The organism is Aureimonas glaciei (assembly GCF_014643375.1).
In the GTDB taxonomy this organism is placed as follows: Bacteria; Pseudomonadota; Alphaproteobacteria; order Rhizobiales; family Rhizobiaceae; genus Plantimonas; species Plantimonas glaciei.
The window spans coordinates 72,250-87,296 of sequence record NZ_BMJJ01000002.1; the positions used below are offsets into that span (position 1 = coordinate 72,250).

The 15,047-nt window shown below is 68.1% G+C and carries 13 protein-coding genes; 4 read left to right on the forward strand and 9 right to left on the reverse strand.

Annotated features, from left to right (window positions below):
- Window positions 1-75: 75 nt before the first annotated feature.
- Together IEX88_RS04425 and IEX88_RS04430 are read right to left on the reverse strand one after the other, a co-directional pair.
- Window positions 76-561 carry a peroxiredoxin gene (locus IEX88_RS04425; RefSeq protein ID WP_188849379.1) on the reverse strand — a complete coding sequence of 162 codons (486 nt, stop codon included), beginning with the start codon at window positions 559-561 and terminating at the stop codon, window positions 76-78.
- A gap of 91 nt (window positions 562-652) precedes the next feature.
- Window positions 653-1,408: a protein-disulfide reductase DsbD domain-containing protein gene (locus tag IEX88_RS04430; protein ID WP_188849380.1), complete on the reverse strand. Its 756-nt coding sequence runs from the start codon at window positions 1,406-1,408 to the stop codon at window positions 653-655.
- A gap of 290 nt (window positions 1,409-1,698) precedes the next feature.
- On the opposite strand from IEX88_RS04430, the gene IEX88_RS04435 reads away from it, so the two are divergent.
- Window positions 1,699-2,304: a YqgE/AlgH family protein gene (locus tag IEX88_RS04435; protein ID WP_188849381.1), complete on the forward strand. Its 606-nt coding sequence runs from the start codon at window positions 1,699-1,701 to the stop codon at window positions 2,302-2,304.
- Between the two features lie 175 nt (window positions 2,305-2,479).
- Here IEX88_RS04435 and IEX88_RS04440 read toward each other — a convergent pair whose 3' ends face one another.
- Genes IEX88_RS04440 through thrC form a run of 4 tightly spaced genes read right to left on the reverse strand, consistent with a single transcriptional unit; the run spans window position 2,480 to window position 8,783 of the window.
- On the reverse strand, window positions 2,480-5,368 hold the full coding sequence (locus IEX88_RS04440; protein WP_188849382.1) for an EAL domain-containing protein: 2,889 nt from the start codon (window positions 5,366-5,368) through the stop codon (window positions 2,480-2,482).
- Window positions 5,369-5,423: 55 nt separating this feature from the next.
- Window positions 5,424-6,047 carry a GNAT family N-acetyltransferase gene (locus tag IEX88_RS04445; protein WP_188849383.1) on the reverse strand — a complete coding sequence of 208 codons (624 nt, stop codon included), beginning with the start codon at window positions 6,045-6,047 and terminating at the stop codon, window positions 5,424-5,426.
- A 10-nt stretch (window positions 6,048-6,057) separates the two neighbouring features.
- Window positions 6,058-7,371, reverse strand: coding sequence for a M16 family metallopeptidase (locus tag IEX88_RS04450; protein WP_244639894.1), 1,314 nt, complete (start codon window positions 7,369-7,371; stop codon window positions 6,058-6,060).
- Window positions 7,372-7,373: 2 nt separating this feature from the next.
- Complete coding sequence (thrC, locus tag IEX88_RS04455) at window positions 7,374-8,783, reverse strand: threonine synthase (protein WP_188849385.1); 1,410 nt, start codon at window positions 8,781-8,783, stop codon at window positions 7,374-7,376.
- Window positions 8,784-8,912: 129 nt separating this feature from the next.
- Here thrC and IEX88_RS04460 point away from each other — a divergent pair, with 129 nt between their 5' ends.
- Window positions 8,913-9,440: a hypothetical protein gene (locus tag IEX88_RS04460; RefSeq protein ID WP_188849386.1), complete on the forward strand. Its 528-nt coding sequence runs from the start codon at window positions 8,913-8,915 to the stop codon at window positions 9,438-9,440.
- A gap of 80 nt (window positions 9,441-9,520) precedes the next feature.
- On the opposite strand, the gene IEX88_RS04465 is transcribed toward IEX88_RS04460, so the two are convergent.
- A complete protein-coding gene (locus IEX88_RS04465) occupies window positions 9,521-10,207 on the reverse strand; it encodes an HAD family hydrolase (protein ID WP_188849387.1) in 687 nt (228 codons plus the stop codon).
- A gap of 191 nt (window positions 10,208-10,398) precedes the next feature.
- Between IEX88_RS04465 and IEX88_RS04470 the strand changes: the two genes are divergently transcribed.
- The gene (locus IEX88_RS04470) at window positions 10,399-11,538 is read left to right on the forward strand and encodes a site-specific DNA-methyltransferase (protein ID WP_188849388.1); all 1,140 of its coding nucleotides are present in this window, start codon (window positions 10,399-10,401) and stop codon (window positions 11,536-11,538) included.
- A gap of 6 nt (window positions 11,539-11,544) precedes the next feature.
- Here IEX88_RS04470 and IEX88_RS04475 read toward each other — a convergent pair whose 3' ends face one another.
- Complete coding sequence (locus tag IEX88_RS04475; protein ID WP_188849389.1) at window positions 11,545-12,168, reverse strand: HAD family hydrolase; 624 nt, start codon at window positions 12,166-12,168, stop codon at window positions 11,545-11,547.
- On the reverse strand, window positions 12,165-13,316 hold the full coding sequence (gene mutY, locus IEX88_RS04480) for an A/G-specific adenine glycosylase (protein ID WP_188849390.1): 1,152 nt from the start codon (window positions 13,314-13,316) through the stop codon (window positions 12,165-12,167). Before mutY ends, IEX88_RS04475 begins: the two co-directional genes overlap by 4 nt.
- Before the next feature lie 293 nt (window positions 13,317-13,609).
- Between mutY and IEX88_RS04485 the strand changes: the two genes are divergently transcribed.
- Window positions 13,610-15,046: an O-antigen ligase family protein gene (locus tag IEX88_RS04485; protein WP_188849391.1), complete on the forward strand. Its 1,437-nt coding sequence runs from the start codon at window positions 13,610-13,612 to the stop codon at window positions 15,044-15,046.
- Window position 15,047 lies beyond the last annotated feature (1 nt).

Below are 15,047 nucleotides of genomic sequence, written 5' to 3' on the forward strand. Positions count from 1 at the left end.
TGCCCGCGCATGCAAACGGCCGACCGTGATGGCCCACGGTCGGCCGCTCTTGATCCAGGACGGGGTGTCGTCAGCTCAGAGCTGTTCGAGCAGCGCTCCGGCGGAGGACTTGTCGGCCTGGCCCGGCGACTCCTCGATGTTCAGGGCGGTGACGACGCCGTTGTCGACGACCATGGAATAGCGCTTCGAGCGGACGCCGAGGCCGGCGACGGTGAGGTCCATGTCGAGGCCGACCGCCTTGGTGAACTCGGCATTGCCGTCGGCGAGGAACAGCACCTTGCCCTCGGCGTCGTTGGCTTTCGACCAGGCGTTCATGACGAAGACGTCGTTGACGGCGACGACGGCGATGGTGTCGACGCCCTTGGCGCGGATCTCGTCGTTGAGGTCGAGGAAGCCCGGCAGGTGGTTCATCGAGCAGGTCGGGGTGAAGGCGCCGGGGACGGCGAAGAGCACGACCTTCTTGCCGTCGAAGATCTCGGCGGTCGAGATGTCGGTCGGGCCGTCCTCGGTCCGCGTCTTCAGGACCGCGTCGGGCAGCTTGTCGCCAATGGAGATCGTCATGTCGGCTGGATCCGGTTGCTGGCGGCGCGACGCCGCGGGAAGGAAATCTGAATAGCCTGAGATAGCGGTGGCGGGGCGGCTGTCGAGCCCCTCAGGGCCCTGCGCCGGGGATAACCGAGCGGGCCTCGACTGCGCCTTCCGCGGAGGTCATCACGATGTCCAGCGGCGGGGGAGCCGGGCCGGCGCGGCGCGGCTTGGAAAGGACGGGCAGCGTGAACGCCATACGGCCGTTATCGGCTTCGGTCGCCGTCGGCACCCCGAAGGCCCAGCCCTCAGGGCCGGCGACGAAGAGGTCCGGGCGCTCGGCCCCGCCGGTGGTGGCGGTGACAGTCAGCAGCGTCCGGTCGGCGGAGAGGGCGGCGCCGAGGATGCCCTGCGCCGGATCGTGGCTCTCTGGCAAGGCATCGAAAGCCGCCGCCACGGCACCGGCGTCAGCCTCGGCGGAAACCGCCGTCAGGTCGGCGGCGACCGGAATACAGATGTCGCGGCAGACGCCGATGAAGATTTTTGCCCGCAGAACCGTGTCTGCACCGGCCGGATCGCGCCGGAGCCGCAACGCGATCGCCATCGGGCCGGAATAGCCGTTGGAACTCGCGTAGTCGTCACCGAAGCGGTGAGGGGCCGGAAACGACAGGGAATCGACGACGGCATTGCTGCTGCCCGAAAGGTCCACGGTCGGCGCGATGCCCGCCTCGCCCGGGTCGCGCCAATAGGTCTTCCAGCCCGGCGCGAGGTCGATGGCAAGCGCCGCGCGGATGCTGCCATCCGCGCCCGGCGCTTCGGCGACGAGCGTGAGCGCAACCGCGTCGCTGTCGAAGCGCGCCGCAGGCCGGTCCCCGGCGAGCACCAGCGTTGGCCCGGCGACAGGGGCGGCGAGAACGGCGAGGAAGAGCCAGAAGAGCCGAGGACGGATGACCAGGCGCATGCATTCGCTCCATCAGGGGGGCCGACGGCGGGACGAGCCCCCCGGTCGGGAGACGGGGAGGCTCGCCTTATCCCCGCCGCTACCGCGTCCTCGCCCCGATAGCCACTCAAAAACACGAGACGGCGTGTCCCGGCCCTTGATCCGCCTCATTCCATCCCGCCCAATGGTGGCATGCCGGTGACATCCGCCCGGCGACCCTCTATCTTTTGGTCATGGACGCCATGAAAGATCGAGCCGACGACAACCAACCCTCTCTGGAGGGCCATTTCCTCATCGCCATGCCCGGCATGGAGGACGAACGCTTTGCGCGCAGCGTGATCTACATCTGCGCCCATTCGCCGAAGGGCGCCATGGGCTTCATCATCAACAAGGCGCAGGAAATCAGTTTCGGCGCGCTGCTGACCCAGCTTGGCATCGTCGCCGACGAGGATGAGATTCGGCTGCCGGCCAAGGGCCGCGAGGTTTCCGTGTGCATGGGCGGTCCGGTCGAGCGCGGCCGTGGCTTTGTTCTCCACTCCGACGACTATGATTCCGAGTCCACCGTCGCGGTCACCGACCGCGTCTCGCTGACGCCGACGCTCGACATCCTCAAGGCCATCTCCGCCGGCATCGGCCCGACCACGGCGATCATGGCGCTCGGCTATGCCGGCTGGGGCGAGGGCCAGCTCGAGGCCGAAATCGCCGCCAATGGATGGCTGACCTGCGAGGCGGATTTCGGCGTCATGTTCGCGCCGGAGCTTGACGACAAATATTCGCGCGCTCTGGCGCTGCTGGGTGTCGACCCGGCCTTTCTCAACAGCGAGGTCGGGCACGCCTGAGGCGCGCCGGCCGACGTCCGGATCGGTCCCGGCTCCAGGTCAGGACCCGAGCGCCGGTCGGCGTGAGGGGCGGCCGGTGGGCGACCGCATCGACGCCGGATAGCTGCAGGCGCCGTCCTGGCACGACGCGGGCGCCGTCTAGCTGGCGCTCGCGCGGGCGCGACGGCGCCCGCCGTCATCCCGCCCGCTTCAAGCCCATCTGGCGGTCCTGCAGGCGGCGGCGCGCCGCTTCCGGCGTAAGTGGCGGGGCGAACATGTAGCTCTGGGCGTATTCGCACTGCAGCTGCCGCAGCCGCACCGTGTCCTCCTCGCTCTCCACCCCTTCCGCGACGACCGAGAGGCCGAGATCGTGCGCCATGGTGACGATCGACTGCAGGATGATCGGGCGCTGCGGATGGCCATCGTCGCGCAGGAAGGACTGGTCGATCTTCAACGTATCGAAGGGAAAGCGCAGGAGATAGGACAGCGAGGAGTAGCCGGTGCCGAAATCGTCGAGCGACAGGCCGACGCCCATGTCCCGAAGCCGCGCCAGAAGCTTCGCCGAGCGCTCGGGATTGTCCATGACGATCGATTCGGTGATCTCCAGCTTCAGGCAGCGCGCCGGAAACTGGTAGCGGTCGAGCGCGTTCTTGACGTCCTGGACGAGGTCCTGGCGGATCAGCTGGCGGCTGGAAATGTTCACCGACATGGTGAGGTCGCCGTCGGGCGTCAGCTTCAGCCAGTCGGACAGGCGGCGCGAGGCCTCCTCCAGCGCGAACTGGCCGAGCGGCACGATCAGGCCGGAACTCTCCGCGATCGGGATGAACTCGGACGGCGAGATCGTGCCGCGCTTGGGGTGCTCCCAGCGCAGCAGCGCCTCGAAGCCGGCGATCTCGCCGTCGTGCAGGCGCACGATCGGCTGGAAGGCCAGCGACAGCTCGTTGCGGTCGAAGGCGCGGCGGAGGTCCGATTCCATCTCCAGCCGGCCGGAGCCGGCTCCCTTGTAGGCCGGCCGGAACGGCTCGATGCGGTCGCCGCCAAAACGCTTGGCCTGGTACATGGCCAGTTCCGCTTCCTTCAGGATCTCCTCGGGCGGCGTGTTCTCCGTCCAGCCGGTGAGGCCGATCGAGCCGGTGAGGACGATCTCGCGGCCGCCGAAGGATATCGGCGCCTTGATCGCCTCGCGCAGGCTCTCGGCGAAGGCAACGATCGCCGCAACCTCGGTTTCGGAGACGAGGATCAGGCCGAACTGGTCGCCGGACAGGCGGGCCAGCGAATCCTGCGGCTTCAACACGCGCTTCAGCCGGCGGCCGACGGTGAGGAGGATGGTGTCGCCGGTGGCGACGCCGAACTCGTCATTGACCTGCTTGAAGCGGTCGAGGTCGATCAGGAAGATGGAGGGGCGCACGCCGGCATGCAGGCCGGCGAGGACGCCGATGGAATCCAGCCGGTCGATGAACAGCTCGCGGTTGGGCAGGCCCGTCAGCTGGTCGTGCAGCGCGTCGTGCAGCAGCCGTTCCTCGGCCTTCTTGCGCTCCGTCACGTCCTTCATGGTGCCGACGCAGCGCACCACTTCGCCGTCGCTGCCCAGCACCGGCCGGGCCCGGAGCGCCACCCAGTGATAGTGCCCCTCATTGCCGCGCACGCGAAAATCCTGGGTGATCTTGCCGCGCCGGTGCTCGATGATGGTGTCGAGCGTCATCTTGAAGCGGTCGCGGTCGTCGGCGTGCAGGATCGGCAACCAGTCGCGGGCCGGTCCGTTCATCGTCAGGAAGGGCAGGCCGACTAGGCTGTCGCCGTCGGCGCCGGCAAAGATCCGGTCGCGGACGACGTCCCAGTCCCAGATCGCGTCGCCGGTGCCGGCCAGCGCCAGCGCGCTGCGTTCCATGTCCGAGATCGCGCCGCCGGAAAAACCGCCGCCGGCGAAGGCGTGCTGCATCACGGTGAAGCCGATCAGGAGCACGATCAGCACCAGGCCGCCGCCCAGCGCCGGCTGGACCACGTCGTTGGCAATTTGGCCCGTGACCGTCAGCCAGCCGCCGACGAGCCAGACGATGACGAGGCACCAAGTCGGGATCAGCATGATCGCGCGGTCGAAGCCGAGCCAGGAGAGGTAGAGGATCAGCCCGAGGCCGACGACGGCGGTCGCGACCAGCGAGATGCGGGCAAGGCCCGCCGCCACCGAGGGGTCGAAAACCGCCGTCGCGCCGAGCCCGGCGAGGACCGAGAGCCAGAGCAGGGTGAAGGCCGAGAGGACGCCGTGCCAGCGGTTGAGGTTGAGATAGGCGTAGAGGAAGACGACGAGGGTGAAGGCGAGCGCGACCTCCGTGCCGGCGCGCCAGATCCGTTCCTGCCCCGGCATGGTCGGCACGAGCTTCTGCCAGAAGTCGAAGTCGATGCAGATATAGGCGAGCACCGCCCAGGCAAGCGCCGCTGTCGCCGGGAACATCGCCGAGCCCTTGACCACGAACAGGATCGTCAGGAACACCGCGAGGAGGCCGGCGATGCCGAGCACGATGCCGCGGTACAGCGTGTAGGCGTTGATCGTGTCCTTGTAGGCGTTCGGCTCCCACAGCCGGATTTCCGGCAGGTCGTGCGAGGCCATTTCGGCGACGAAGGTGATGACGGAGCCGGGATCGAGGGTGACGAGGAAGACGTCCGCCTCCGAACTCGGCTGCCGTTCCAGGCCAAAGCCCTCCGACGGCGTGACCGAGGCGATGCGCTGCGAGCCGAGATCGGGCCAGACGATGCCCGAACCGGCGAGCCGGAAGTTCGGCGCGACGATCAGCCGGTCGATCTGCACGTCGGTGTTGTTGGCGAGCGCGAACACCGCCCAGTCACCGGAGGAATTCGGCGAATTGGCCTCGACCTCGATGCGCCGCACGATGCCGTCGGCGCCGGGAACGGTGGAGACCTGGAAGCTCGCACCGCGGTTGCGGTAGATGTCGACGGCCGTGGCGAGGTCGATGGCGACATCCTCGCGCGAGATGCCGACGGGTTCCAGCGCCAAAGACGGCGCCGCCGGCAGCACGACGGCGGCCAGGACCACGGCCAGGAGGCCGAGAAGGCGGGTCAGGAATGACATCGGCAGGCGGTCACCTTGAAGGGGGGAAGCGACGATCGTGTTCGCCGCGCCTATCTCACCGGGCAGCGGCAAACTCAAGGCGGCTGGCAGCCGCCGGGCGCATCCAGTCTTCCGCCAGAAACGAATAGAGATAGTGATCCTCCCAGCAGCCGGCGATCTTCAGGTACTTTTGCAGATAGCCTTCCTGGCGGAAACCGGATTTTTCCAGGAGGCGGATCGAGCGCTGGTTTTTCGGAAGGCAGGCCGCCTCAATGCGGTGCAGACCTTCGACATCGAACACAAAGGGTTTCAGCGCCTCGATCGCCCGGTACATATGGCCCCGGCCGGCATGGGCCTCTCCCATCCAATAGCCCAGCGTGCAGGATTGCGCGACTCCCCGCCTGACGAGGCCGACCGTCACGCCGCCGTAGAGGGTGGTGCCGTTGGCGTCGAAGACGAAGAAACTGTAGCCCGCCCTTTCGCGCGCGTCGCGGCGATATCGCAGGAGGCGCAGGCCGAAAGCCTGGCGCGACAGCTCGTCGTCCGTCCAGGTCGGCTCCCACGGCACCAGGAACTGCCGGCTGGCCTGGCGCAGCGACCGCCACGCCTCGTAGTCGCGGGCGCGGGGCAGGCGCAGCAGCAGACCGTCGCCGCGGAGGAGTGGAAGCGGGGGGCCCTGGAAGAGGTCGAACAGCCGCATGGCTGTTCGCCTAGCGGTTCGCCACGGAGCGCAGGCCGGGGCCGCCGGACTTTCCGTCCAGCTGCGACACGATCTCCTCCATGCTGGGAAGCTGCGCGACCGGACCGATCGCCGCCAGCGTCGGCGCCTTGCCGAGGAAGGTGCGGGCCGCCAATTCCGACAGGCGCGGCGCGGTGATCGCCGAGAGGCGGTCCATCAGTTCGGTATTGGAGATGGTCGCGCCGTTGAACAAGAGCTGCCGGGCGATCTGACCGGCGCGCGAGGCCGGGCTTTCCTGGCTCATCATCAGGCTGGAGCGCATCTGCGCGCGCGCCCGTGTGACCTCTTCCTCGCGGATGCCCTCTGCCGCCTTCATCAGCTCGGCGATGATGACGGGCGCGAGTTCCGCCAGCTCCTCTTCGCCGGTCGCGGCATGCACGCCGAAGATGCCGGAATCGGAGAAGCTCCAGTGGAAGGCGTAGATCGCGTAGCAGAGGCCGCGCGTTTCGCGCACCTCCTGGAACAGCCGCGAGGACATGCCGCCGCCCAAAATCAGCGACAGCACCTGGCTGGCGTAGAAGTCGCGGGCGTAATAGGCGCGTCCCTCGAAGCCGAGCACCATCTGCGCGTCCATCAGGTCGCGCGTTTCGCGGAAGTCGCCGCCGGTATAGGCGGCGATCGGCCGCGGCGTCTCCGCAGCGGCCGGCAGCGCCACGGCCGCCGAGCCGAAAGCCTCGGTCACGCGCCGGACGATATCCTCGTGCGAGACGGCGCCGGCGGCCGAGACGATCATCTTGTCGGGCGAATAGTGCTTGGCGAGATAGGAGCGCAGGCTGGCGGGGGTGAAGGACTTCACCGTCTGCCTTGTGCCGAGGATCGGCCGGCCGATGATCTGGCGCGCGAAGGCGGTTTCCTGGAAATGGTCGAAGACGATGTCGTCGGGCGTGTCTTCCGCCGCGCCGATCTCCTGCAGGATGACCTGCTGCTCGCGCTCGAGCTCGGCCTCGTCGAAATTGGAGTCGATCAGGATGTCGGTCAGGATGTCCATGGCCAGCGGCACGTCGTCCTTGAGGACGCGGGCGTAGTAGGACGTCGTCTCGACCGAGGTCGCCGCGTTCAGCTCGCCGCCGACATCCTCGATCTGCTCGGCGATCTGGCGCGCGGTGCGCGTCGAGGTGCCCTTGAACGCCATGTGCTCGAGGAGATGGGCGAGACCGTGCTCGCTTTCGGTCTCGTCGCGCGCCCCCGCCTTCACCCAGATGCCGAGCGCCGCGCTTTCGAGGTGCGGCATGGTCTCCGTCGCCACGGTAATGCCATTCGAAAGCCGGGTGATCTCGACATTCACGCTCATGCGGTTACTCCCTTTCGGACCGCACGACTGCGCTCCGCAATGTAGGCTTCGACGGCTGACAGGTCGTTGGGCAGGCTGTCGAACGTCTCTCGGCGCGTCATCAGGTCGGCGTGGCTCGGCGGCAGTTCGGGCGAGACGCCGCAGGCCGCCTTCACCGCATCCGGAAATTTTGCCGGATGCGCCGTGCCGAGCGTCACCATCGGGCTGTCTGCGAGATGCCTGTCGGCAACGGCGACCCCGACGGCGGTGTGCGGGTCGAGCATGTAGGCCGAGGAAACCAGGGAGCCCCGGATGGTCTCCGCCACTTCGGCCCGCGTGCTGCGGCCGGCGTCGAATTCGGCGCGAATGGCCGAAATCGTCGCTTCCGGCAGGGCGAAGCTGCCGGACTGCGCCAGCTGCTGCATCATCCGCCGCACGCTCTCGGCATCGCGCCCGCCGGCCTCGAACAGGAGGCGCTCGAAGTTCGAGGAGATCTCGATGTCCATCGAAGGCGAGGTCGTGGCGTGGACGCCGGTCTTCTCGTAGCGACCGCTGTCCAGCGTGCGCGCCAGGATGTCGTTCTCGTTGGTGGCGATGATCAGCCGGTCGATCGGCAGGCCCATGCGCTTGGCGGCATAGCCGGCGAAGATGTCGCCGAAATTGCCCGTCGGCACGGTGAAGGAGATCGTCCGGTCCGGGCTGCCGAGGCTTGCCGCGGCGGTGAAGTAGTAGACGATCTGCGCCATGATGCGGGCCCAGTTGATCGAATTCACGCCGGAGAGCGCCGCCTTCTGGCGAAAGCGCTGGTCGTTGAACATCGCCTTGATCAGCGCCTGGCAGTCGTCGAAGGTGCCCTCGACCGCCACGGCGTGGACATTGGCCGCGCCCGACGTCGTCATCTGGCGCTGCTGCACCGGCGAGACCCGGCCCTTGGGAAAGAGGATGAAGATGTCCGTCCGCTCGCTCTCGGCAAAGGCGGCGATCGCCGCGCCGCCGGTGTCGCCGGAGGTGGCGCCGACGATCGTCGCATTCGCCCCGCGTTCGCGCAGGACATGGTCCATCAGCCGCGACAGGAGCTGCATGGCGACGTCCTTGAAGGCGAGCGTCGGGCCGTGGAAAAGCTCCAGCACGAAATGCGACGGGCCGATCTGCACCAGCGGCGCGACGGCCGGATGGCGGAAGCTGCCATAGGCAGCATCGACCATCGCCTTGAGGTCGGCGGGCGCGATGTCCGAGCCGACGAAGGGCGTCAGAATCTTCAGGGCGACGTCCGCATAGGGCTGGCCACGCATGGCGCGGATGTCCTCGGACGAGAAGGCCGGCCACGCCTTGGGAACGTAGAGGCCGCCATCGGTGGCGAGACCCGCCAGAAGCACGTCGGCAAATCCCAGCACGGGAGCTTCGCCCCGTGTACTTACATATTCCACGTCGTATCCTCTCCCGACGGAGGCCGAACCCTGTCGCCGCCGCGGCGCCCGCGAATTCTTCGTGCCCGTCGCCTATTGGCGGAAGGGCTGGTATAGAACGGCCCGCCACAATAAGGGAAGAACCGACGGATGGATATGTTCAACGCCGCCCGCACCGCCGCGCTGCTGGGCGCCGCCGCCCTGGTCGCCGCCTGCACCGCCAATGGCGATCGGCCCGCCGCCCTGGACGGAACGCCGCCGAGGATGTCGACGGAGGCCGAAGGGGTCGTCCCCGACTACTGCCCGAGGATCACCCTGCGCGAAGGCACCGCGATCCTGCGCAAGGGTGACGGCGCGAATCTGCAATATGTCGCCTCGATCGTCTCGACCAGCCGCGAGTGCCGCGTCCTCAACGGCGAACTCCGGATGAAGGTCGGCATTGCCGGGCGCGTCGTGCCGGGTCCGGCGGCCAAGTCAGGCGAACTCGGCCTGCCGATCCGCATCGCCGTGGTTCAGGGGACAACCGTCCTTTACTCCCAGATGGGATCGCAGGCCGTCTCCCTGCAGCCGGGCAACACGCCGAATTTCGTCTACGTCGATTCGGCGATCGTCGTGCCTGAACCGACCAGCAAGGACCTCGTGATCTATGCCGGCTTCGACGAAGGCACGCCGGACTGACAGCGCCACTGAGGTGGCGCTTCGGTTCCACCTTCCGCCGTCCCCGCCATCTGTCGCCGGGGCGGCAGCGGAGCCGAGGCTCAGGCGGCACTCCAGGCGTCGAAGGCTTCGATGACGGCGGGATAGTCGGCCAGGCGGCTGATCACCGTCTCGGCGCCGGCCTCGCTCAGCGCATCGGCATGGCCGGGATAGCTGTGCGAGCCGCCGGTGAAGCCGACCACGCGGCAGCCGGCCGCCACGGCCGCAGCCACGCCATGCACCGAATCCTCGATGACGATCGCGCTCGACGGGGCGACGCCGAACTGTTCGCAGGCGTAGAGAAAAACGTCCGGGGCCGGCTTGCCCTTCATGCTGCCGACCTCGCGCGCGGCGAAGACGTAAGGGCGGAACCGGTCCCAGAGGGCGACATGGCCGAGCTCCATTTCCAGCCGCACGGTGGTCGAGTTCGAGCAGATGCAGCGCGGCAGGTCGATGCGGTCGAGCATCGCGTGCACGCCGGCGATCGCCTCGACCTCGCTGCCGAGCCGGATGTCCGTCTCCTTCTCGACCCGCTCCTCGAAATCAGAGGGGAAAACGATGCCGTTCTCCTCGGCCAGGATGTCGAGGATGCGCGGCAGCGTCAGGCCGGCAAAGCGCGACGCGATCTCCTCGGCCTCCATCTCGATGCCGAATTCCTTGAAGATTACCGATTCTACCCGCGCCGCGATGATCTCGGAATCGACCAGCACGCCGTCGCAGTCGAAGATGGCAAGGGCAAGCGGGGGCATGGGAAACTCCGGAAGGCATTGTCGGGACACGGCGTAAAGCCTGGCCGCGATATAAGCTGGAACGCGTCCCGTCCATAGTCTTGCCACCCGGCGGGCGGCCAGCGGCGATTGCCGGGGCGGGCTTCATCGATTGTTTACGCTGTTCGGTAACCATGTCGGTGATGATTTGTTCTGCGTAACCGGTGAGAAACATGGCAAAACTGCGCGCTGCGACGACCACTCGGCTCGATCCTCAGGCAGATCGGGCCGAATGGCTCGATACCATCATCCGCGGGGACTGCATCGCGAAGATGGAAGCGCTGCCGGCCGGGTCGATCGACGTGATCTTCGCCGACCCGCCCTACAATCTCCAGCTCGGTGGCGATCTCCACCGCCCGGACCAGTCCAAGGTCGACGCCGTCGACGACGACTGGGACCGCTTCGAGAGCTTTGCGACCTACGACAATTTCACGCGGGCCTGGCTGCTGGCGGCCCGCCGCCTCTTGAAGCCGAACGGCACGATCTGGGTGATCGGCTCCTATCACAACATCTTTCGCGTCGGCTCGATCGTCCAGGATCTCGGCTTCTGGCTCCTGAACGACATCGTCTGGCGCAAGGCCAACCCGATGCCGAATTTCCGCGGCCGGCGGTTCCAGAACGCGCATGAGACGATGATCTGGGCCTCGCGCGACCAGAATGCCAAGGCCTACACCTTCAACTACGATGCGATGAAGGCGGCGAACGACGATCTGCAGATGCGTTCGGACTGGCTGTTCCCGATCTGCTCGGGCGGCGAGCGGCTGAAGGCCGAGGACGGCCGCAAGGCGCATCCGACGCAGAAGCCCGAGGCGCTGCTGGCGCGGGTGCTGCTGTCGTCGACGAAACCCGGCGACGTGGTGCTCGACCCCTTCTTCGGCACCGGCACGACCGGCGCCGTCGCCAAGCGCCTCGGCCGTCATTTCGTCGGCATCGAGCGGGAGGAGGCCTATATCACGGCAGCCCAGGCCCGCATCGACGCGATCGAGCCTCTCGACCTGCACACCCTGCAGACCGTGGGCAGCAAGCGCGCCGAGCCGCGCGTGCCCTTCACCAGCCTGATCGAGGCCGGGCTCGTGGCGCCCGGCGCCGAGTTGACGGATTCGCGCGGCCGCTGGACGGCGAATGTGCGGGCCGACGGCACGATCGCCATCGGCGACCACGCCGCCTCGATCCATCGCCTCGGCGCCAAGGTGCAGGGGCTCGATGCCTGCAATGGCTGGACCTTCTGGCACCTGCGCTCGCCCAAGGGCCTGCAGGTGATCGACGAGCTGCGCCAGGAAATCCGCGACCGCATGGCGCTCGTCGGCGCCTGACCAGGCTCAGGCGGGGCGGGTCTCCGCCTCGGCCAATCCAAAGCGGGCCAGGTCCACTGCCAGCTGGCCGGCATCGGTGAAGTGCACCGCCTGCCAGCCGGCGGCCTTGGCACCCTCCACATTGGCCACGCTGTCGTCGATGAACAGCGTGCGCTCGGGGGTGAGGTCGAAACGGCGGGCATGGTGCTCGTAGATGCGCCGGTCCGGCTTCACCAGGCCGATCTCGCCGGACACCGTGACGCCGCGCGATTCGCCGAGGAAGCCGTAGAGGGCCGTCGCCTCGCGAAACGTGTCGGCGGCGAAATTCGTCAGCATCGTCACGTCGACGCCGCGTGCGATCAGACCGCGCAGGAGAACGACGGTGTCGTCGTGGGCGTGCGGCACCATCTCTTTCCAGAGGCGCCGATAGGCCCGGATCAGGTCTGCCTTGTCCGGGTGGCGCAGGATCGCTTCGGCTTCCCCCTCGGGCCAGCCACGGCCCCGGTCCTGCTCGAGATTCCAGGCGGGGCTGCAGACCTCGGCCAGAAACCTTGCGCGCGCGGTATCGTCCGCGATCAGCCGGCGGTACGGGGTCTCCGGGTCCCAGTGGATGAGGACGCGGCCGATGTCGAAGACGACGTGGTCGATCATATCTGGCGCTTTCGCTGCGGGGGAGAGGGGGCAAGGGCCGCGGGTTCGGCCAGCTCGATGGCCTTTTTCATCAGTGTCGGGAGGGCCACCGCCACCAGGCCGGCCGGCGTCACGAACCGCCCTTCGGCGCCGGCGGCATCGGCGACATCGGCGCGCCAGACCTCCAGTGTGAGCTGGAAATGCGTGAACACATGCACCACGGATCCGGCGCGCGTCCAGGCGGCGGGAAACGGCGCGGCGCCGGCGCCTGTGGCGCCGTCCCGCCGGACGCCCCATTCGGTCGTCGGCGGCTCGTCCATGCCGCCGAGCATCCCCGTCTCCGGCCGCCGGCGCAGGAAAATCGCACCGTCGCCCGCCCGCACGGCGACGAAGGCAGCGCCCTGCCGGGCGGGCTTCGGCTTCTTGGCGGCCTTGACCGGATAAAGCTCCATCGTGCCCGCGATCCGGGCGAGGCAGCCCTCCGACAGGGGACAGAGAACGCAGGCCGGGCGCCGCGGCGTGCAGATGGTGGCGCCGAGATCCATCATCGCCTGGGCAAAGTCGCCGGGGCGTCGCGACGGCGTCATGCCGGCGACGTGCGCTTTGACCAGAGCCTTGCCGGCGGGAAGCGGCGTGTCGATCGCGTGAAGCCGCGTGACGACCCGCTCGATGTTCCCGTCGACGACCGCGGCCGGCACGTCGAAGGCGATCGCCGCGATCGCCGCGGCCGTGTACTCGCCGATGCCGGGCAGGGTCCGCAGCCCTGTCTCGGTGGCGGGAAAGCGCCCCTTGTGCTCGGCGGCCACCGCCTTGGCGCAGGCATGCAGGTTGCGGGCGCGGGCATAGTAGCCAAGGCCCGCCCAGGCCCCCATCACAGTCTCGGCCGGCGCCGAGGCGAGCGCCTCGACCGTCGGCCAGAGGCGAAGGAATTTTTCGTAATAGGCCTTCACCGTGGCGACGGTCGTCTGCTGCAGCATCACCTCCGAGAGCCAGATGTGATAGGGGTCGGCCTGCTTGCCGGCCGCCCGCTCGGCGGGAAGGACGCGCCAGGGCAGCGCGCGCGCATGTCGATCATACCACTCGAGAAGCCGCCCCGAGCGCGCGCCCGGTGCCTCGTCGTGCGAGGCGCCCGGTGGTTCGTCGGGCGCGGGCCTGCTGGCGGTCCTCATGTCCCAACGGACCTGGGGCGCCGTTCCGGCACGGCCGGGCCATGCCGAAGCGCGTCGGCATCATGTCGCCTTGTCATTCTGCTTTTGCCTATCCTGGCAGGACATTCTCGATGCGCCTGTGATAGGGAGCGGATCGGTCGATGGAAAGAGCGTCGCCGACGATGGCCGGTCGAAAGGCTTGAGCTGCAGCCGAAGAGACCTGCCGACAGTCCTGGAGCAAGGCATCATGGCCGACGACATATTGGTACAAACGGACCCCGGCGCTGTCGGAGCGTCCGCGCGAGGACTGCGGAATGAATGAGCGCTCGGGCATCCTGCCTTCCGGGACCCCCACATTGCAGCCTGCCCGCGCCGGTTCTCCATCCAGCCATTCCGCGGAAATGCCCAGCCTGTTTGCGAGCGCCCCGAGCCGCGTCGTGCCGGCTGTGGATTCTCACCGGCCGGCAGCCCTGCGTCTTCTCCTGACGCCGGACCCGGCGGCTTTGGGCCGTCGCAACCGGCTCTCCACCTTCACCTTCTTCGTGCTGGCCGCAGCCGGCGGCTCAGGGGCGTCGGTCGTTGCCGGCCTGCTCGCCTGCTGGGCGCTGATTTCGCTCGTGCTTCGGCGTTTCGCCTTGCGTCTGACCGCGTCCGACTGGATCGTCGTGGCGGCCTCGCTGCTGTTTTTCGCGATCATGTCGTTCTCGAACTTGCATCATGAGCACCCGAGCCGCGGCCTGCTGCGGGTCGGCGCGCTCCTCCCCTTCGTCATGCCGCTCGTCCTCATCCCGCGCATGCGGCTGTCGCAGTTCCGCGATACCCTGCCTGTCGCCTTTGCCGGCATGGCGGTCGGCGGCTGCCTTCTCCTGGTCATCGTCCTGGCCGAATTCTTCTTCTTTTCCGCCCGCGTCCAGGGTTTTGCCGGGAACCAGGGGCCCCTGTCGGTCACGGCGCTCCTGTGCGCCGGCTGGTCGATCCTGCATCTGTCGCGGGACAGCAGCCGTCTGCAACTCTCTCTTGCGGTCATGGGCGCGCTCGGTGGCAGCGTCGCGGTCTTCCTGTCGGGAATGCGGGGCACCTGGCCGCTCCTGCCGATCTGCCTGGCCATCGCCGTGTTCACCCGGCGCCGGGAACTGGCCGCACTCTGGCGGACGTGGTCACCCGTCGCGCGCGGGCTGCTGGCCGCCCTGACCGTGGCGGTCCTGGCCGGCGTCGCGGTCCTGGTGGCGCCGATGGTCGGCGCGCGGATCGGCGAGATGTGGGGCGAACTCGCCCTGATCCTCGCCGATGTCGATACCCCGACCTCGTTGAATCTGCGCAAGGAGATGTATTCGGCCGCAGTCCAGGCGATCGCGGCCCGGCCCTGGTTCGGCTATGGCGCGCAGAACCACTGGGCCGCCGTCTCCCCCTACCTCGATGCCTCGGTCTTCGGGGGCATCTCCTTCACGCATTTTCACAATGTGTTTCTCACCGTCGGCGTCGATGCGGGACTGGTCGGCATCGCCGGCTTCCTGGCCGTGGTGGTCTCGCCCCTCATCGTCGCCTGGCGGGCGCGCCACGCCGTGGGTGGTGGCCGACGGCTCGGCGCCAGCCTCATCCTGGTCGTTGCCTTTCTCGGCGCCGGCATGACGAACATCATGTTCTTTCATGATATCCTGGATGCCGTCTGGGTCTTCTCCGTCTCGCTGCTCGCGGCCTCCGTGCCGGCGCGGTCCTGGCTCGACGGCGTGGGCGGAACGAAAGGGAACTGAG